The organism is Desulfosporosinus sp. (assembly GCF_014237355.1).
Classification (GTDB): domain Bacteria; phylum Bacillota; class Desulfitobacteriia; order Desulfitobacteriales; family Desulfitobacteriaceae; genus Desulfosporosinus.
In genome coordinates this window covers 37,384-56,591 of record NZ_JABZFS010000014.1, presented here as the reverse complement: position 1 = coordinate 56,591, position 19,208 = coordinate 37,384, and the positions used below count along the sequence as shown (strand labels likewise).

The window sequence follows — 19,208 nt, the reverse complement described above, 5'->3', positions numbered from 1 at the left end:
CTCTATGAACGAGCAGAGTCCTTTAAGAAATGAAAATACTGTTTTTAATTATCTAAATGGTTAGGAGTCTAGGGGAACATTGCCAAAACAGATGTATTTAAGCAATTAAGTTTTCCTGCTCTGTTGACGGAATAGGAAAAGAAATATAAAACGTTGTACCTGTGGGACTAGAATCGACGCAGATATTAGCATTATGAGATTCTACAATTTTGTAACATGTTGCAAGTCCCAACCCAGTCCCAGTATCTTTAGTAGTAAAGAAGGGGGTCCCTAGTTTTTTGATATTTTCAAGTGGAATACCACATCCTTCATCTTCAATTGCCAGCACCACCTTATCATCCTGTAAATAACTTTCAATAGTCAGGCAACCTTTTTCCTCCATTGCTTCGAGCCCATTGCGGGTTAGATTTAGAATAAGTTGAGTGATTTCTTTAGCATTTAATTCAAGATAGGTAATCTCCCCCAGAGTGAAGCGAATCTGTTTATTTTGAAAAAAAGCATCGGCTTCTAAAAGAGGATATAACTGCTCAAGAATGTCGTTAAGGTTTTGAAGTTTCAGTTCGGTTTTTTTTGTTTGAGCCAGGGAAAGGAATTCAGTAATTATTGAATTTGCACGATCAACTTCGGAAATCATAAGATCAAAGGTTGGTTTCAGAATTGCATAATCAGATTTTGCGCCTATCAATTGGAGATAGCCACGAATTGTTGTCAGTGGATTTCTTATTTCATGTCCTATACCTGCAGCCAATTGTCCTACAAGATTAAGACGGTCAAGTCTTGCCATTTCTTCTTCAGATTTTTTACGACTAGAAATGTCTTGAAAATAAATGGTAAGCCCATTTTCTATTGGGTACAGTTTAATCTCTACCCACGTGTTACCTAACATTTCCGAAACAATTTCATAAGTAATGGACCTTTTTTCATTCATTGCCGCTTGATAGTTAAGATGCGAGGCTTCATGGAGGTTAAATACTTCCGTTAGTTTTTTACCTAATAATTCTTCACGACACTTTCCAAAGGCTTTCTCAGCGGGACCATTTATGTAAGTAAATTCCCAGTCCGAATTAATTGCAAAAAAACTATCAGTCATGCTTTCGAGAATCGATACTGTTTCTTCTTTAGATTTAATCAAATCCTCACGCGCTGACTTTTGTTCAGTAATATCCCTATAATAAACAGATAAGCCGAATTGGGAAGGATATCCAGTCGTTTGATACCATTTGTCTTTGTAAGAAATACTTTCATATTCAAACGTAAAGGGTAACCTATCATCCATTGCTTTTTTATAATAGAGTTCGAGTAAGGTCCCTTTTGCTTGAGGAAATAAGTCCCAATATACTTTGCCTATTAGCTTTTCTCGTGTTTTTTGAAATAACTCAACTGCTTTGTTGTTTATAAAAATAAACCTGCCTTGATCATCTAACACGTAGAAGCTATCGGGCATGCTATTGATAATGTTTGCTATTAGTTGGTTACTTCGAGAAAGTTCTTTCTCTAATGTCAAGTATTTTGAAAGCTGTTTAAGCCTTTCTGTTTGCAATCGTTTTATTTTTGTAATGTCATTATACGCTAGCAAAATACATTCTTGATCGTCTATATTTATTTTTTCAGCAGAAAGCAAGAACGTGCCTATTGAATTGTATTTCGAAACCAGTGAACACTCAGTATTATGTACTATCCCTTTCAACTCAAGGGCATCCATAAGGCGTCTAAATTCACTGTCAGGAACACCTATCTCGATGGGTGTTTTACCAATAACTTCTCTACGTGTAAAACCCCTGACTTTAAGGAAACGATGGTTAACATCAATATATTTGTAATCTGATTTACGAATAATAGCCATCATATGAGGACTCAATTCAAATACTTTAGCAAATCTATCGTTCGCACCCCTAAGTTTTTCTTGGTCTCTCATCCGATCAGTTACATTGTTTATAATAGCCGCACATGCAAACTCGCCACTGGGTAGTTGAAAACTACACAAGTCAGCGACATAGTGTCGCTGATCATCTGTACAAATTTCTCGATGCAGCTGTTTTGTAGCATTTAAGAAGGTTCTTTTGCAATCCTCTGTTTGAACTAATCTTTCAATTACATTTAAAATACTATATTGCTTTTTCAAATTTTCACTTTGTAGAATTGGTCCACTAGTATTAAAAATCATTAAATTTATTGGACTAAAGTTTAAGATCGTATTTAGGATTGATGCTTTACGAAAGAATTCGGAAATCAAAAAGTAAAAGTTAAAAATTATTGTTGTTGCAAGTGGATTGATGATTAATACAGGGCCAGCAATTACTCTAAGAATAATTGTCGTATCGTTTCTCCATAGGTCGATAAAGGCAATAATTAATAGCGAGATACTTGACATAACCAACCCAATGAAATACCAAAACAATAGTCTTTTGCCATTTTGACTACCCTTCACATGTCTTCCTAAGATACTTCCAAAACAAGCAAAAATCATAATACTTAAGACGCCGCCCATTGAGCCATTTCCACCTACAAAATAACGATAAAGCCCACCAATGAAAGCTGCAGTTATAGCAGTAACTGGACCTCCAATAAATCCAGCTAATGTCATAGTAATATTTCGGAAGTCATAAAAGTGATCGTTAACAACCTCAATTCTACCTTTAATAACATAGATAGTAATAAGTCCAAATAGAATACCTAATAAAACACGAGAATAATAGTTGCTTTTGAGAGATAAATTAATCCAAATCACAATACCGCATAAGAACAATACATCTAATACATTGGATGCAAAGTCATAATACAAAATAACTACCTCCATTATGTGAAAAAAATTTACCAATAATTAGATTGTACATCCAACGTTCCCAATAATTTGTCATATTTTTTTGTCGGATAGGAGTAATAATTTGAAATATTAATCGTTTGAATGAATTAAACGTCGGCTTAGAAGAATACCTATAGTATACCCAGGACGTATAGCAATCGATAAAACAGTATGTGAAGCAACGTAGAAAAGTGAAGAAATAACGGGTAATCGGTAGATTATTAATTTTTTAACACGAAATACTACAACAATGAAAACGCCTAGATGGGCCCTGATTGAAGGTAGGAGTAGAGACAGATGAAATAAAACCAGGAGGTGTGACATGGCTACGAGTTCGGATTTTATAGATTATGTTTGTGAACAGATCTCAGGAGCGGGTACAATCAGATATAAAAAAATGTTTGGCGAATATATGGTCTATGTGGAAGAGAAACCTATTCTTCTGGTTTGTGATAATACAGTTTACGTAAAAATCCTTGATTGTATCAGGGATAAAATGAAAGGAGAACAAAAAGGCTTTCCTTATGACGGCGCAAAGGAGCATTATATATTGGATATTGATAACAGGAAGTATAGCAAAGAGATCATATCGCTGCTATTGCCCTTCATCCCTGTCCCTAAGCCAAGGAAGAAGAAGCAAAGGGCAAGTGAATGAAGCGAGGAAAGGGCCCATTTCACTCTCGGAGAAGGTTTGAACAAGGAAAGGTTATGGTCAGTCATTACCAAGTTCCTGGGTTACAACAAGGACAACACTTAGCCTATCAGTTAATACTGGTGGGCTTATTAGTTGTCCCGATCATGGGATGAATATGTTAAACCATCCGTCAATATTACTTCGTGATCAACAATTATGACGGCTTGTTTAGAGTAGTGACTTTAATAAAACTAAATATCCACACATAAGTAGCAATAGTAGAATTACACCTCGCTTTTGTTTAAGTGGGTCATTTGGAGTAAGAACATCATAAAACGTTGGACAACCTGATTAGAACTTAGGACAAGGGGGAAAAGGATGTGGATGATGCACCGAGCCGAATATTTCTGCTTTGTGATGCAGATGAATGTGCCTTTAATGAGTTACTAAAGGAGGCCAGGAGCAAAGCAACTATTAAAGACCTCGAAAGTGAATACGAGAATTGGATTACCATATATGGAAAAACCATAGAAATAGAGACTACTCGGAAGGGTATTCAAAATAAATTCATTGGATGCCAAAGTGGCCTTATAGCTTATGTAGACAGGAATCGCATACGGTTCTTGCCTTTCTCCTCAAATACGTCGGAATCGTAGATATGGAATGTTAAGACTATCTCCCCTTAATTAAAGCCAAATTTTTATGGACAGTTAACACAAAGGTAAGCCTGGTTTGGATTAAACCTGAGGATAGCGCTAAAGTATCACATTACGAATCCTCTCGCCTGCCCATCCCCAGAGAGCGTAACTGGTTTGGTAAAGAGGCACTGTTGCAGTTGAGGGAATGTGCTAGGGTGGTTGGATTTGTAAGTAAGCTAAGTATAATCTGAGGTAGTATTGTTAACAAAAGTTATGTAATTCGCTGAAGTTTTTACAAATTTTAATTGATTTAAACTAAAAATAATTATAAAATAACTAAAAGCACTTATGAATTAATATATAGGAGGAAGGACATCTTATGGAAGAGTTTAGTTCTAAAACGGAAAAAAATTTATGGGAAGCTTTTATAGGAGAATCTCAAGCCCGCAATAAGTATACGTACTATGCATCCATAGCTAAAAAAGAAGGGTATGAGCAAATCAGTTCATTTTTCTTGGAAACGGCTGAAAATGAGAAGGAACATGCTAAAATATGGTTCAGAGAACTTGGCGGTATTTCAAATACTATTGAAAACATGAAAGCGGCAGTAGCCGGAGAAAACAGCGAATGGACTGATATGTACCCGAGAATGGCTGCTGAAGCTAGGGAGGAAGGATTAGAGCATATTGCCAAGTTATTTGAAAATGTGGCAAAAATAGAAAAAGAACATGAGGAACGTTATAAGCAACTTTTAGAGAACCTTGAAGAGGGAAAAGTCTTTAAAAAAAATGGCAAGGTTTATTGGAAATGCAGAAACTGCGGTCATATTCACGAGGGAAGAGAAGCACCTGAGGTATGTCCAGTCTGTGAACATCCTAAAGCATATTTTGAAGTTCGAGAACAAAACTATTAAGAGCTTCTTGACAAAATAGCAGCAACCCTAAAGTCAATAGGATTGAAAGTGGGTTGCGGAGCTTTGTCGTTTGTTAGGGGAACTGACGCTGAATAATCAGCGTCTTTTTGTTTGTTAAATACTAGCCAATTCCAGCGTCAGACGCCCCTAAATCAAAGGAAAAAAGGTAAATACGATGGAGAGTGATTTTTTTGGGGTGAATATCGATTAAAGCAAAGCCTAGGCGTTTTAGGCCAATTTAGAGTTGTCGTGTTACAAATAAGGGAAATTTTGGGCATAATAGTTAAAATGAATTGTGTAATGATACATACAAGCATTCAAGTGTACAAGGAGAATTAAATTGTATATACGCGAGCAAGTTGTTGACGCCATTGAAAACTGTTTAGATGAAGGTGAGCGAAAAATAATTAGGACAAGATTCGGTATAGATGACGGAATACCCAAGACCTTAATTGAAATTGAGGTTAGGTTTGGAGTGGATCGTGAACAGGTCCGTGAAATTGAAAAGAAAGTCCGTACTTATCTTAAGGAACACTGTTAACTTATTCGAGTAGGTTTTCTTTGGGCGGCAGTTGCCTTACTATACTCTTTTAAAATTAATGTAAACACAATTATGAATAATAATACTGCCGGAGTTTGCGTTACGGGACGCAGTGTGGCGAAAGGCTCATTCCTTCGCCACAAAGTGTTCCTTTGTGGTGGGTGGATCATTTGAGGATCGCGGCTTCGGCGAAAGTCTCCAATAGAGACTTTCGTATCACTCCTCCTAATTTAGAATCCCATAAGATTTAGAAGGTTTTTCTTAATATACTATTCAGCATGTCCATTGAATGTTCATAGATCAACGATTTGAAAAGGTAATAAGAGTAGACTAATTGCAAAAAGGGTGTTACTGGTTTAGCAAAGAAATACTGGCGGATAATGTGCTGGATATCTAGAATATAAGTAGAGTAGTAACACTTATTGGACGGATCAACGTTTAGACGCTTGAATGAGAATCTTTTTTTGTTTTTCTATTTCCATGGAGGAAAATGGGAAATGATTAAAGAATCATATAGGGAATGTTGGTAAGTTTTAAACTGACTCTTCATGGTGAACTTAGACTTAATAAAGTTGAGCGGAGAAGGGGGAACTTATTTATGGTTTGGATGAATGTTGATAAACCAACCAAGAAGTGTACCTTACACATGAATAGTAGCTGTACCTATTTGCAAAAGAAACGTGAGACACCCAATAAGGGGGTCGGAAACTTAAAACTAGACGGAGGATGGTTGAGTTTTGCAGATCCAAAACTAGCAAAATTATATCATCATAGCAATTTGCCTGAGTACGAACTTATTGACCATTGTTAAAGCCGAGGTAGAGAGATTTGTTAATCGATCATTTCTTTTCAATTGATTCGAAGGAATATATTGAATCGATCGAGGAAAACGGATTTGTATGTTGGTGGGGATGAGATAAAATATAATTTCCTTACTATTCTACGACTCTAAAACCTAACATAAAAGGTTGTTCCTTCAGGCCTTGTTTCTATACTAATAGAAGCATTATGGCGAGATGCTATACCGTAACAAATACCCAAGCCAAGTCCAGTTCCGTCTTTTTTAGTTGTAAAGAAAGGTGTTCCTAATTTCTCTAAAACTTCAGATTTTATCCCTTCCCCTTCATCTTCGATTGCGAGTATTATATTTTGACCTTCTAATAAGGTTTTAATCGTTAATGTACCACCAGCATTCATAGCTTCTAGTCCATTTCTGCAAAGGTTTAATATCAGCTGTCGTATTTCCTTACTATTTAATAATAAACTTGGAACCTGAGATAGTTCTATTCTTAGATATTTATCCTGTGTGTAAGCATCGGCTTCAATAAGAGGTTTGAGAGACTCTACAATAATATTCAAATTTTGCAAATTCAAATCAGTAGGAGTATTCTTTCCTATTGACAGGAATTCAGTAATTATTGCATTGGCTCGATCCAATTCTTCAATCATTAGTATAAAATAGTCTCTGTAATTAAGACATTCTTCTTTATTTTGAAGTATCTGCAAGAATCCTCTGACTGTTGTCAATGGATTTCTTACCTCGTGACTAATACCTGCTGCCATTTCACCAATTAGATTAAGTCTATCAAACTTGACCATTTGCTCTTCATATAGTTTCTTTTGTGTAATATCCTGAATAAAAGCAATAGCGAATTCATAGGGTTCCTTAGATTGTGCGATAGTTAAACTAGCCCAGAGGATGGTCCCGTCTTTTTTAACATAACGTTTTTCAATTTCGTAATAATCCCGGTTGCCATTAAACAATTCGTATGAGAAATCCATGTCTTTTTTTATATCTTCGGGATGGGTGATGGTCATCCAGTCCATGCTTGATAATTCTTCTTGCGAATAGCCCAGCATTTCCTCAATCGCACGGTTACATTTTTGTATCTTACCATCGAAGGTTGTTGTGCCAATACCCAGCTTGGAATTATCGAAAATAGCCTTCAAATATGCTTCGCTCTGTTTCCGTTGGATAATTTCTTCTTTAAGTTTTTTCTCTAACTTAATTCGATCTGTAATATCATGGAATATGGTTGAAGTACCGTAAACTTTACCGTTTTCGTCAACCAAAGGAGCGACTGATAATAATACATTAATAATTAGGCCCTGTTTGGTTATTCTTTCAGTTTCGAAACTATTAGATTTGTTTTTAGAGCTAAAGATATCTAAACTATGTTCTGCATCTATTAATCCTTCGGGAACTAGGATTGAGTTATGTTTACCGATTATTTCTTTATCCTTGTAACCAAACATGTTCTCTGCCGCATAATTCCAAGTACTAATTACTCCTTCTAAAGTCATACTTATGATCGCATCCTTAGACGACTCGACAATAGCAGCAAGTTGGATCAAATTATTTTTAATTTGTTTTTCTTGTTTAATATCCCTGAAGAAGACTGTGATTCCATTTAAATAAGGATAAGCACTTAATGAGTAGTAGTAATCTGATAATAATCCATCAGTTTCCCAATACAATGGAATATTATCATTCTTTGATTTATGAAGCTTTATGTAAGATTCGGAGCCAACAGCTTGAGGAAACTCCTCCCATATATTCTTCCCGATTAAATCTTCTCGCTTAAATGAAGCTTGTATGGCTCCTTTGTTAATATAGGTGAAGTTCCAATCATTATCAAGAGCATAGAAGCCATCTGTTATCCCCTCGAGGATAGTATTTAACAAACAAATTGAATTATCATATTGTTTGTTTGATTCTTTTAAACTGTTCGTATAATGTTGTATTTTCTCTAATACAGGGGTTAGTTCGGGTATTTTAGAAAACTGTGCTTCATCCTGCTTTTCTTCAACGATCTGCTGGCTAAATGTATTTAAAAGACTTAAAGTTTGACGGACACTCCGTCTAATGTACTTTAAAACACTAAACCAAACGATTAAGCCCATTATTATTACTTTAGCTGCAGCAAGTATAGAAAAAAAATATAGATCATCAATCTTAAGATTCGTCCAAGTATGCCCGATCATGTTTCCATTATAAACGACTGGTACGGTTACATTTAAAATTGGCTTACCATACCAACCTATTGATGTGTCATTAATTATAAATTCCGGTTTCCCAGATTCATAAGACTTAAAATAGGGATATGAACTAGGTACTTCTTTAAGTAACAAAGGATCAAAGTTGGGAGCAATGGTGATAATAGAGTTAAGTTCTATATCATAGTACCCCATACCAACATTCTTATATTCCTTAGAAATATCGTTAATAGATGTTTGAAGTATTTTATTCGTTGCTAATACCTTCTGATTGTATGATAGATCTGTTTTTTCTTTGATCTTTGATATATCATCAAAATGACTCGTGACTTCATTAAGGATTAACGTTGCAACTGACAATAATTCTTTTTCTTTAACTACACGCAAGTTGTTCCAGGATTGCACGGCAACTACCATAGACCAGAGACAGATAGTGATAACAATGAAGACTGTAATTTTATGTAATACAATATCTGTAAATGTATTTTGCTTACTTATTACTGATTCCTCCTTATAAACACTTAGGCATCCACAATATTGTTAATCGTAACACATAATTTTCTAAATAATTGTCGAAATACAAAAAGAATAATTGTATTTTGGCCAGTGGAAAACAAAAATTTAATTTTGCTATTGGCCTTGGAGACAGCGAGTTGAAGTCCATAATGGTATTTTTGCGGGATATTTAGCAATTACCTAGGTGGTTTTGCTGTTATACCGTTTGGTAAACGAGGTTAATACAATATTAATATGTAAAGACAGGAAGGCCCTCTTGACAACTCAAAAATAACATATTATCATTAATCGACAGACAGTCGGTCTATAGTGAGGAGATGTAATTATGAGAGTTGTCAAAGAAGCCGAAGAACGTAGGAACGAAATACTTGAGGCTGCGGATGAGCTATTCGGTCAGAAGGGCTTTGACGGAACAAGTACAAATGATATTCTCGAGAAGGTCGGAATTGCACGGGGAACCCTCTATTATCACTTCAAGTCGAAGGAGGATATTATGGACGCCCTGATTGAGCGGTATAATGTCCGTATTTTAGAGGCGGCGCAGGAAATTGCCGCAGACAAGAGCATACCCGTAAGTGAGCGCATTATCCGCGTTGTAATGGCACTGAACATAAGTGGCGGAAGCAGCAAGGAAATAATAGAGCTCATTCACAAGCCGCAGAACGCCCTTATGCATCAGAAAATACAAAAGGTTATCATCAACGGCGTTACACCTATACTGGCGGGAATAATCCGCGAGGGCATTGAGCAGGGGCTGTTCAGCACACCTTATCCTTACGAATGTATGGAAATGGTTGTAGCATATACTAATACCGTGTTTGATGATGATATGGTTATAATGACGAACGAGGAGCGTGCATTACGCATACAGGCGTTTGTTTACAATGCAGAAAGGCTGCTTGGTGCTGAGAGTGGAAGTCTTGCTTGCGTTACGCAGATGTTTGGCAGCGGAAACGGAGGGAGCAATGAATAATTCGAAGAAATCCTTCAAAAAGTTTCTTCTTCTGTGGTCGGGACAGCTTATTTCAGGAATAGGGAGTGGGCTTACATCATTTGGGCTTGGGGTATATGTTTTTGAGCAGACGGGAAAGGCATCGGCAATGGCACTTGTAATCTTGCTTGCGTTTCTGCCGTCCCTTCTGTTAAGTCCCGTGGCGGGGGTGTTTGCGGACCGCTATGACCGCCGGCTTCTAATTGTGCTGGGCGACAGTCTTTCCGCGGTGGGGCTTGTATTCATTTTAATTTGTATGCTCCGCGGAGAAGTACAGTTCTGGCAGATCTGCGTTGGAGTGACAATAAGCTCGGTATTTGCATCGTTGCTTGAGCCCGCCTACAAAGCTACGGTTACGGATTTGCTTACCGAGGAGCAGTACACAAAGGCAAGCGGTCTTGTTCAGGTGGCAGGCTCGGCAAAGTATCTGATTTCGCCCATAATCGCGGGATTTTTGCTCACAGTATGGGATATAAAGCTACTGCTAGTAATCGACATATTCACATTTTTTGTAACGGTCACTGCAACTCTTGCTGTACGCAGCGGTCTAGCCTCAAAGAAATGCGAGCAGGCAAAAACCTTTATCGGTGAATTTAAAGACGGCTGGGGTGCCGTTTGTGGAAATAGGGGCGTGCTTGTTCTTGTAATAATGACCTCCGTGATAACATTTTTCCTAGGCTTTATACAAACGCTTTCCATGCCTATGATACTTGTTTTTTCGGACAGCTCCGTATTAGGAACCGTTGAAACAATCGCCGCTTCGGGAATGCTTGTGTCAAGTTTAATTATAGGAATCCTTTCAATTAAAAGGGGCTTTGTAAAAATTCTTACGGTCTCGCTGTTTTGTGCCGGACTATTTATGGCCGCCTTCGGACTGCGCGAAAATATCGTAGTTATCAGCGTTTCAGGATTTCTGTTTTTTGCAATGCTCCCCTTTGCAAATACTAGCCTAGATTTTCTTATCCGCACCAACATCGAAAATGAACTTCAGGGCAGAGCGTGGGGGCTAGTCGGTGTAATTTCGCAGCTCGGATTTGTTGCCGCATACGCACTTTCGGGTGTGCTTGCGGATTATGTATTCACTCCTTTGCTGCTTGAGGGTGGAATGTTTGCTGACAGTGTGGGAATGATCATCGGCACCGGCAGTGGCAGAGGGACGGGATTTCTCATTGTCATCGCGGGAGTACTTCTATGTGTGACCTCGGTAATTCTGTATAACCTAAAGTCGGTTAAAAATCTTGAAATTAGAGGTGATTTATGTATTACAGGATAATCCGCAATGACATTTTAAAGAGCAAAGCGATAACTCTGACAACAACAATATTTGTCGCTGCAGCGGCTATGTTAGTCTCCCTTGCGGCGATACTCGTCGTAAATCTGTCCGGCTCCATAGATACACTTATGAAGCGGGCGGAAACTCCCCATTTTATGCAGATGCACTCGGGTGTAATTGATATTAAGCGACTTACGGCTTTTGCAGAACAGAATGGCCATGTCGATGAATTTCAGGTACTTGAATTTCTCAACGTCGACGGCGTGCAAATTGTATTTGGCGAAGGTTCGCTTGGGGATAATGTTCAAGATAACGGTTTCAGCATCCAGAGCGAAAAATTCGACTATCTTCTTGATCTTGACGGAAACGTCATAAATGTATCCGACGGTGAGCTTTATGTTCCCATATGTTATATGAAGGACAACACCGCAAGGGTGGGCGATAAGGCAGTGATATGTGGTAAAGAATTTACGGTTGCGGGATTTCTCCGGGATTCCCAGATGAATTCTACCCTCTCTTCCTCAAAGAGATTTTTGGTCAGTAAAAATGATTATGCCGAAATAAGGAACCTTGGAAGTACGGAGTATCTGATTGAGTTCAGATTAAAGGATTTGTCGGCCCTGGTTGCATTTGAAACCGCTTACATCTCCGCAGGACTTGAAGCAAACGGGCCTACGATTACATATCCACTTTTCAGACTGCTTAACGCAATTTCCGACGGCATGATGATTGCGGTCATCCTTCTTGTGAGCGTGCTAGTAGCTGCAATAGCATTTATGTGCATACGCTTTACCCTCCTTGCGAAAATCGAAGACGACTACCGCGAAATAGGAGTTATGAAAGCAATAGGACTGCGTGTTTCTGACGTAAAGAAGATTTATCTTGCGAAATACGCGGCAATTGCGGTGGCGGGCAGTATCCTAGGATTTGCACTTTCCTTTGTATTCAGGGGCATGCTTCTTGAAAACATTCGGCTTTATATGGGTGAAAGCGAAAATTCTTCTTTTGCTATGTTTTTCGGAATTGCCGGCATACTGCTTGTACTGCTTGCGATTATTGCCTATGTATGGGTCGTACTGAGACGCTTTCGGAAATTATCCGCTGCGGAAGCAATACGCTTTGGCACTTCACAGGAGAAATCTGTGGGTGCAAGATCTTTTTGCCTAAGTAGAAACAGGCTATTTGATACGAATAGTTTTCTCGGTGTCAAAGATGTTCTGGCCAGGAAAAGTCTCTACGCCACAATGCTTGTGGTACTTGTGATTTCGGCATTTATCATTATTGTTCCGCAGAACCTGAGCAACACAATTTCCTCAAAAAGTTTTATAACATATATGGGGATAGGAAACTGCGATATGCGCATTGACATCCAGCAAACCGACAATATTTCTAGAAAAGCTGCTGAGATCTCCAAGACCATGAGAAGCGACAGTGCTATTATAAAGTATGCCGTGCTTACAACAAAAACTTTTAAAGCCACCAAGTCGGACGGCTCTGAGCAAAGTATTAAAACTGAGCTTGGCGACCATTCCATATTCCCTGTAGAATATTCCGAGGGCAGAGCACCCGCTGCAGAAAACGAAATTGCATTTTCGGCTATGAACGCCGATGAGCTGGGCAAAACGGTCGGGGAAGGCATTACGCTGGTAATTGAGGGGAAGGAGAGAAATCTCACAGTATGTGGAATTTATTCCGACATTACTAACGGCGGCAAAACCGCAAAGGCTGTTTTCACCGACAATTCAGCGGGCATTATGTGGTGCGTTATTTCCGCAGAGCTTGCGGATGAATCTCTTGTCAGCGGAAAGGTTTCAGAATATGCGGACAGGTTTGATTTTGCAAAGGTTTCGGGAATCGATGAATATATTAACCAGACCTTCGGTTCGACAATCAGCTCTGTCGGAAAGGCCTCCCGTGCAGCGATTATTGTTGCGCTGATTATAACGGTACTGGTTACACTGTTGTTTATGAATATGCTTGTGGCAAAGGACAGATATTCCATTGCCGTAATGAAAGCCTTCGGTTTTACAAACTCGGATATAAGGCTACAGTATGTATCGCGTTCGGTATTCGTTCTGATTATCGGAATTGTTCTCGGCACGCTTCTGGCAAACACTCTCGGAGAGGTACTTGCGGGCACTGTTATCTCCTCTTTTGGAGCGTCTTCGTTTAAGTTTCAGGTCAATCCGTTCTCAGCGTATCTGATTAGTCCGCTGATGATGGCAGGCTCAGTACTTATCGCGACAATTATCGGTACATCGGGAGCGGGAAAAATCAAAATATACGAAAATATAAAGGAGTAGCTTATGAAGAAGATTATTATGGGTGAAAATATAGTGAAATCTTTTGGCGAAGGCGATGAAAAGCGCAATGTTCTCGATGAAGTGTCTGTGGAAATAAACGAGGGCGAGTTCGTTTCGGTTATGGGACCTTCGGGATCGGGAAAATCGACACTGATGTTTAGCCTATGCGGAATGGACGGCATAGATAGTGGAAAGGTTACTTTTGGCGGCAGGGATTTATCAGTGCTGAAGGAGCAGGAGCTTGCCGACATACGAAGGACAAAAATGGGGTTTGTTTTTCAACAGCCGACGTTGCTAAAAAATCTAAACATCCTCGATAACATCATTCTACCCTCAATGCGGGACAATAGAAAAAACGCTGCCAAGATTACCGAAAAAGCAAGAGCCCTTATGAAAAAAGTTGGCATTGCGGAGTTGGAAAAACGTGATATTACACAGGTTTCGGGAGGACAGCTTCAGCGTGCAGGGATATGCCGTGCACTTATGAGCAATCCAAAAATCATCTTCGGTGACGAGCCTACGGGTGCGCTTAACTCAAAGTACGCCCAGGAGATTATGGACATATTATCTGAAATCAACGCGGAGGGTACTGCGGTTATGCTTGTAACTCACGACGCAAAGGTTGCGGCGCGGACGGAGCGTATTATGTTTATGCGCGACGGAAAAATTGTGAGTGAAATGCGGCTTCCGAAGTTTAACGGCACACATATTGACGACAGAATGATAAAAGTTATGGCGAAAATGCGGGAAATGGGAATATAACTATTCAACTATGGCTTAGGGATGGCTAAAACTGTTTCTGCTGCCTGATTATCCACTCTAATCTGTTCTTGGGGATCTTTGACGTGGTAGTATCCATTTTTCATCATATAGCTAGTGACTTTTTCGTGGGTGTCAATAGCCACATCCAATTGTCTGCGAAGTATATCCCGTACCTCAGGAGTAGCAGTTTCGGAGATAGCCATGGCATAATTGATGACCCCTGTTTTAGCTGATATTAAAAAATCTGTAGCAATCACTTGCTCGGTCATATCCCCCATACCTATCATATCCTGTATAATTCCCAATATAGACACCTTCTTTACTTAAGATTAAGGCTTAAAACATTTACATATTAATGAGTTAGTTCATCTGTGCGTTCTAGAAGCTGTGAAGATCGGAGTAATTCTTGAAGTTCTTTTATATGTTCTTGCCCCGTTGTAAAGTCTTCCTCGAGCAGAGTTCTTAGTTCTTCATCTTTAACAAATCGGACCATTGCCGAGGCTTTGGTGGCACATACATTCTTAAAGGTTAGAATTTCATGAATCTCAAATGTTTCATGAGGAGCTATTTTTTGATAAGTCATTGCTTCACCTGCTTTTGTTTAAAATTTGTAGTTCTTGATGGAATTGGGATTAATGAAGATATCCTTTTCCTTCGGGATGAAGTACAACCTTTATACAGCCATCGGTTTTGGTATCAAATACTTCATAGCCATGCTTAGCCTGGTCTAAGGGTAGTCTATGAGTGATAATATCGCTTGGATCAAACGTTTTGTCAGCTAGCATCTGATATAGTCGTGGCATATAAGGAATTACGGGGGCCTGTCCCATTCTTAGATTTATATTTCGATTCATTAAATCTCCCAGGGGAAAAGCGTTATACCTAGATCCATAAACCCCAGTAACCTGAATCATTCCTCCTTTACGGACGGCTTGGCTAGCTATTACAAAACTACCTAATGCTCCTCCCTGAAGCTTTAGACCGCTGGCTAAGAATTCGAGGGGTGTCATCTTTCCGTCCATTCCTACCGCATCTATGACGATATCTGCTCCACCTTGAGTCATCTCTTTTAAATAGTCTCCAGTGTTTGGATGATCTTCAAAATTAACAATTTCTACGTTGTTAAATTTTTTGGCATGGTCTAAACGATAGCCTATGTAATCAACGGCAATGACTCTTTTAGCACCCATTATCCAGCAGAACTTTTGGGCGAGGAGTCCTATGGGTCCACATCCTAAAACAATCACGGTATCTCCATTTTTCACTCCGGCGTTTTCTACACTCCAATAAGCAGTTGGTATGACATCGGCTAACAATACTAATTTTTCATCCTCGAGTTCACTATCTTCTGGAATTTTAAAAGGCGTAAAGTTAGCAAAAGGAACTCTCATATACTCTGCCTGTCCTCCCGGATAACCACCTGTTGTTTCTGAGTAGCCAAAAAAGCCTCCCATTCCTCCATGGGGATTGGAGTTATCACATTGACTTGTTAGATCGTGTTTACAATAGAAGCATTCGCCACAGCTAACGTTAAAAGGAACAATGACCCTGTCGCCTTTCTTTAGCTTTGTAACCTCTGGACCAACTTCTTCAACGACGCCCATTGGTTCATGCCCAATAATGTAGTTTTTGGGAAGGTTAGGAATCATGTCATGAATCAGGTGCAAGTCTGAGCCACAAATCGCAGTTGTAGTAATTTTTACGACGATGTCATCCGGTTTATGGATAGTAGGAGAGGGTACATCTTTAACCTCTACATTTTTAATACCTTGAAATGTTACAGCCTGCATTATTCTCTGTCCTCCTGGTTTTAATAGTTTGGTGTGGCAAAGGTACCGAGTCTGCTGGTATCCCCGGGGAAGAGCTGCATATTGGCAATTTGGAGTGCCGCCTGGGCTGACATCTTATCCAGTTTAAATTGTTCGCTTACCTGGTATGGTTGGAACCAGCCCTTTTTCATCATCAGGTTTGAAATTTCGGCATGGAGATCAATTGCAACATTTAGCATCTTGCGAACTTCAGTTCTCGCTTCAGGGTCAGCAATTTCAGTTAAGGCTACGGCGCAATTCCGTATGCCGCTTTTGGCGGTAAGCAAAAAATTCAGAGCAATGGTTGAGTCTACTAGTCCAGGCATTCCATCCGAGTTTTCAATTTCTAAATAATCATTACTCATGGGCTTTTTAATAGCATTAATAGGTTTTTTTTCATAGTTCATTCAGTTTCACCTCTACTAATGTGGTTGGGTTTTGCCTAATAACCCTTGTAAAACATTGACAGATTGCATAGATTGTTGCACATCTTTCTCAAGCAATGCCTTTAATTCTTGATCAAAAACAACACCCTGTATCATTTTGGATGTAGTCATGCAAACCGTTTTAAAATTCAATAGTTCATGCAGTTCCATTGTCTCATGTAAGGCAAAATCTTGCACTACATACACCTCCTTGTAAATCTTCTCTAGTTTGACCATATTAAGCCTACTTATGTAATTAAGTTTGGCGCATTTAATAATTTTGATTTGCAAATGATTATGCTGAAATAGGTTTAATTTATAATTTATAGTCTGTGGAGGAATTTGGGGATATACTGAAGAATCTTTTGAATTAGGTAGTGAATTTGAAAGGAGAGAATATCTTGAATAATTTACGTGCGCCCGAACTTTTCATTGATAAGAATGGACAATGGTACACCGACGGGGTGCTTATGATCAATAAAGAAATAATTAAGTTATTTGCTTCTCATCTAAAAAAAGATGGCTATGATAAATATCATATAGATTGGCAGAATCAACTGTACCCAGTACTGGTGGAGGACGCACCATTATTTGTTCAATCCCTAACTGAGCAGGCAGGTCTTCCTATAATACAGCTTTACGACGGACGAACGTTTCCTCTGCCCTCAGGTAGTATTTGGATTAAAAATAATATCCCCTACATCTCTCTCTTTTGGAAGCGTGATACGAAACTGTCTCACTCTTCCTATTGTGAATTATGTAAAAACCTAATCGAGAAGGATGGTCGTTATTTCTTCCAATACGGGGATAGCGAATGGCTCGTTGAAGAGGTAGGGTAGAGAAACAGGAGGAGGGAAGCCTTATGAAGGACTTATTTTTAAAGGATACATATCATACTGAGGATAATGCCCCTCGTTTTTTTCTAGATAGATTAATGATAAATACCCGCTTATTCTTCATGTATCAGTTCTGTAGGATCGTGCTGAAATCCCGTAGTGCTGCTCTAAAAGGTCAATATGATACAGAGGCTTGGATATCAGCCTCTTATGATGTTTTTAAGTTAATTGAGGGGTGCGGAGGTAGGTTTCATATTACAGGGCTTGAGAATTTGCATAAGTGCAAAGGACCTGTGGTTTTCATCAGTAACCACATGAGTACCCTTGAGACAATGGTTTTCCCCTGTCTTATTGCACCAATTATGAATACTACCTTTATTGTTAAAGATAGTTTGGTTGAACATCCGTTTTTTGGCCCTATAATGCGTGCTCGGAATCCAATTGTGGTAAGCAGGAAAGATTCTAGAGCGGATTTGCAAATCGTAATGAAACAAGGTCAAGAATTATTATCGAAGGGTGTTTCTATTATTGTATTTCCGCAAAATACAAGAACTGTAGAATTTATACCAAAGGAATTTAACAGCTTAGGGGTAAAGCTAGCCACCAAAGCAAAGGTTCAGGTTGTTCCAATTGCAATAAAAACAGACTTTTGGGGAAATGGGAAATACCTAAAGGATATGGGACCAATCAATCGTCGAGAACCAATTCATATGGCCTTTGGAGAACCATTATCCATCAAGGGATTAGGAAAAGAAGAAAATCAATTTATAATTGAATTTATTAGTTCTCATTTAGAGCAATGGAATAGTAAGGTCATGCGCTAAAACGACTAAATACGCCTGTACTAAAGTACAGGCGTATTTTTTAACGTATCAGAAAGCATAACTTTAGGGGCGTCTTTCATTTATGTCATCCTTGCGATAGCGAAGGATCTAGATCCTTCAGTCGTCCCTCCTTCAGGATGACACAGTACTTAAGTTCTTTCATAGCAAGAAATGTAGTAAATAGACACGTAGCGTTTTTCTTAGGGTGCGCCACCCCCGGCAATTAAGACACACTTGATTCACTGCGGAGTATACCAAAATCTTCGATATTAATATCAGTATTGAAAGTATCTACCTGCGGGTTAGTTGTATCAATCCCTGCAATCATAGTTTTTGTAGTCTGAGAATATTTAACTATAAAGTTATGTAAGCTTGTGCTATTAAAACCCTTGTCATAGATCAGTTCACTATTCAAATAATTATTTAAGGCATATTCCTTGCTTACAAAGTAATCGTCAAATTTTTTTTCAAGTACGCTTGGTCCAAAAATAGCCGCTTCTGGACAAATATATAATCTGCATACAGGTGGCGTGGCATCCTTTGGTAGGACACAACCTAAGTTGCTTATGAAGGGACATTGGTTTAAACCAGCCTTCATTTCTATCATAATTCCGTTAAATCCCTTAATAATCTGACCTCGTTTCAATATTAACTCATAAATATCAGGGTAGTGAAGGTGCAAAAAGACTAAATCGAAAAGACAAAATTCTGGTTCGTAAGAACAGCAACCTATTGATTTAGTTTCATTCTCGCTATTTCGGTAACAAACTGAACATAGATTTGTAGAAATACTAGGACGCAAGGGGTCATTAACAATCTTAAATTCTGCCAGCATTATTCGCTCCACCTCTTAATAAACAAATTAATTGACCTCGCACTGAAAATTCCTTTGAAATTGACGGTTTATCATAGTTAAAATATAATACTTAGTAGATCTATGATAC

The 19,208-nt window shown here is 38.7% G+C and carries 20 protein-coding genes; 12 read left to right on the top strand and 8 right to left on the bottom strand.

What is annotated here, in order from left to right:
* Positions 1 to 97: 97 nt before the first annotated feature.
* Entirely contained in the window at positions 98 to 2,797 is a 2,700-nt protein-coding gene (locus HGJ98_RS02980) for a PAS domain S-box protein (protein WP_291349541.1), read from the bottom strand.
* 328 nt (positions 2,798 to 3,125) lie between these two features.
* Between HGJ98_RS02980 and HGJ98_RS02975 the strand changes: the two genes are divergently transcribed.
* From HGJ98_RS02975 to HGJ98_RS02950, 6 genes are all read left to right on the top strand, one after another.
* On the top strand, positions 3,126 to 3,458 hold the full coding sequence (locus tag HGJ98_RS02975; RefSeq protein WP_291349540.1) for a TfoX/Sxy family protein: 333 nt from the start codon (positions 3,126 to 3,128) through the stop codon (positions 3,456 to 3,458).
* The gene (locus tag HGJ98_RS02970; protein ID WP_291349539.1) at positions 3,455 to 3,610 is read left to right on the top strand and encodes a hypothetical protein; all 156 of its coding nucleotides are present in this window, start codon (positions 3,455 to 3,457) and stop codon (positions 3,608 to 3,610) included. Before HGJ98_RS02975 ends, HGJ98_RS02970 begins: the two co-directional genes overlap by 4 nt.
* 207 nt (positions 3,611 to 3,817) lie before the next feature.
* Positions 3,818 to 4,093 carry a hypothetical protein gene (locus HGJ98_RS02965; protein ID WP_291349538.1) on the top strand — a complete coding sequence of 92 codons (276 nt, stop codon included), beginning with the start codon at positions 3,818 to 3,820 and terminating at the stop codon, positions 4,091 to 4,093.
* A 361-nt stretch (positions 4,094 to 4,454) separates the two neighbouring features.
* Positions 4,455 to 4,988, top strand: a complete 534-nt coding sequence (gene rbr, locus HGJ98_RS02960; protein WP_291349537.1) for a rubrerythrin — start codon at positions 4,455 to 4,457, stop codon at positions 4,986 to 4,988.
* Between the two features lie 340 nt (positions 4,989 to 5,328).
* Positions 5,329 to 5,529, top strand: coding sequence for a sigma factor-like helix-turn-helix DNA-binding protein (locus tag HGJ98_RS02955; RefSeq protein WP_291349536.1), 201 nt, complete (start codon positions 5,329 to 5,331; stop codon positions 5,527 to 5,529).
* A gap of 598 nt (positions 5,530 to 6,127) precedes the next feature.
* On the top strand, positions 6,128 to 6,340 hold the full coding sequence (locus HGJ98_RS02950) for a hypothetical protein (RefSeq protein ID WP_291349534.1): 213 nt from the start codon (positions 6,128 to 6,130) through the stop codon (positions 6,338 to 6,340).
* Between the two features lie 137 nt (positions 6,341 to 6,477).
* On the opposite strand, the gene HGJ98_RS02945 is transcribed toward HGJ98_RS02950, so the two are convergent.
* Positions 6,478 to 8,913, bottom strand: a complete 2,436-nt coding sequence (locus HGJ98_RS02945; RefSeq protein WP_291349532.1) for a PAS domain S-box protein — start codon at positions 8,911 to 8,913, stop codon at positions 6,478 to 6,480.
* A gap of 454 nt (positions 8,914 to 9,367) precedes the next feature.
* On the opposite strand from HGJ98_RS02945, the gene HGJ98_RS02940 reads away from it, so the two are divergent.
* From HGJ98_RS02940 to HGJ98_RS02925, 4 genes are read left to right on the top strand one after another with little or no spacing between them, the layout of a single operon-like run.
* Positions 9,368 to 10,015 carry a TetR/AcrR family transcriptional regulator gene (locus HGJ98_RS02940; protein ID WP_291349531.1) on the top strand — a complete coding sequence of 216 codons (648 nt, stop codon included), beginning with the start codon at positions 9,368 to 9,370 and terminating at the stop codon, positions 10,013 to 10,015.
* On the top strand, positions 9,984 to 11,306 hold the full coding sequence (locus HGJ98_RS02935; protein WP_367142656.1) for an MFS transporter: 1,323 nt from the start codon (positions 9,984 to 9,986) through the stop codon (positions 11,304 to 11,306). The genes HGJ98_RS02940 and HGJ98_RS02935 overlap by 32 nt, the downstream gene beginning before the upstream one ends.
* A complete protein-coding gene (locus HGJ98_RS02930; protein ID WP_291349530.1) occupies positions 11,291 to 13,609 on the top strand; it encodes an ABC transporter permease in 2,319 nt (772 codons plus the stop codon). Before HGJ98_RS02935 ends, HGJ98_RS02930 begins: the two co-directional genes overlap by 16 nt.
* Positions 13,610 to 13,612: 3 nt before the next feature.
* The gene (locus HGJ98_RS02925; protein WP_291349529.1) at positions 13,613 to 14,371 is read left to right on the top strand and encodes an ABC transporter ATP-binding protein; all 759 of its coding nucleotides are present in this window, start codon (positions 13,613 to 13,615) and stop codon (positions 14,369 to 14,371) included.
* Between the two features lie 8 nt (positions 14,372 to 14,379).
* On the opposite strand, the gene HGJ98_RS02920 is transcribed toward HGJ98_RS02925, so the two are convergent.
* From HGJ98_RS02920 to HGJ98_RS02900, 5 genes are read right to left on the bottom strand one after another with little or no spacing between them, the layout of a single operon-like run.
* Entirely contained in the window at positions 14,380 to 14,685 is a 306-nt protein-coding gene (locus tag HGJ98_RS02920; RefSeq protein ID WP_367142655.1) for a spore coat protein, read from the bottom strand.
* A gap of 38 nt (positions 14,686 to 14,723) precedes the next feature.
* Complete coding sequence (locus HGJ98_RS02915; protein ID WP_291349528.1) at positions 14,724 to 14,954, bottom strand: spore coat protein; 231 nt, start codon at positions 14,952 to 14,954, stop codon at positions 14,724 to 14,726.
* Between the two features lie 49 nt (positions 14,955 to 15,003).
* Entirely contained in the window at positions 15,004 to 16,161 is a 1,158-nt protein-coding gene (locus HGJ98_RS02910) for a zinc-dependent alcohol dehydrogenase (RefSeq protein WP_291349527.1), read from the bottom strand.
* Positions 16,162 to 16,181: 20 nt separating this feature from the next.
* Positions 16,182 to 16,586: a spore coat protein gene (locus HGJ98_RS02905; protein ID WP_291349526.1), complete on the bottom strand. Its 405-nt coding sequence runs from the start codon at positions 16,584 to 16,586 to the stop codon at positions 16,182 to 16,184.
* A gap of 15 nt (positions 16,587 to 16,601) precedes the next feature.
* On the bottom strand, positions 16,602 to 16,802 hold the full coding sequence (locus HGJ98_RS02900) for a spore coat protein (protein WP_367142654.1): 201 nt from the start codon (positions 16,800 to 16,802) through the stop codon (positions 16,602 to 16,604).
* 203 nt (positions 16,803 to 17,005) lie between these two features.
* On the opposite strand from HGJ98_RS02900, the gene HGJ98_RS02895 reads away from it, so the two are divergent.
* Together HGJ98_RS02895 and HGJ98_RS02890 are read left to right on the top strand one after the other, a co-directional pair.
* Positions 17,006 to 17,443, top strand: a complete 438-nt coding sequence (locus tag HGJ98_RS02895) for a DUF1285 domain-containing protein (RefSeq protein ID WP_291349524.1) — start codon at positions 17,006 to 17,008, stop codon at positions 17,441 to 17,443.
* A gap of 23 nt (positions 17,444 to 17,466) precedes the next feature.
* Positions 17,467 to 18,264: a lysophospholipid acyltransferase family protein gene (locus tag HGJ98_RS02890; RefSeq protein ID WP_291349523.1), complete on the top strand. Its 798-nt coding sequence runs from the start codon at positions 17,467 to 17,469 to the stop codon at positions 18,262 to 18,264.
* A 223-nt stretch (positions 18,265 to 18,487) separates the two neighbouring features.
* Here the strand turns inward: HGJ98_RS02890 and HGJ98_RS02885 are convergent, their stop codons facing one another.
* Positions 18,488 to 19,099, bottom strand: coding sequence for a hypothetical protein (locus HGJ98_RS02885; RefSeq protein WP_291349522.1), 612 nt, complete (start codon positions 19,097 to 19,099; stop codon positions 18,488 to 18,490).
* Between the last annotated feature and the right edge of the window lie 109 nt (positions 19,100 to 19,208).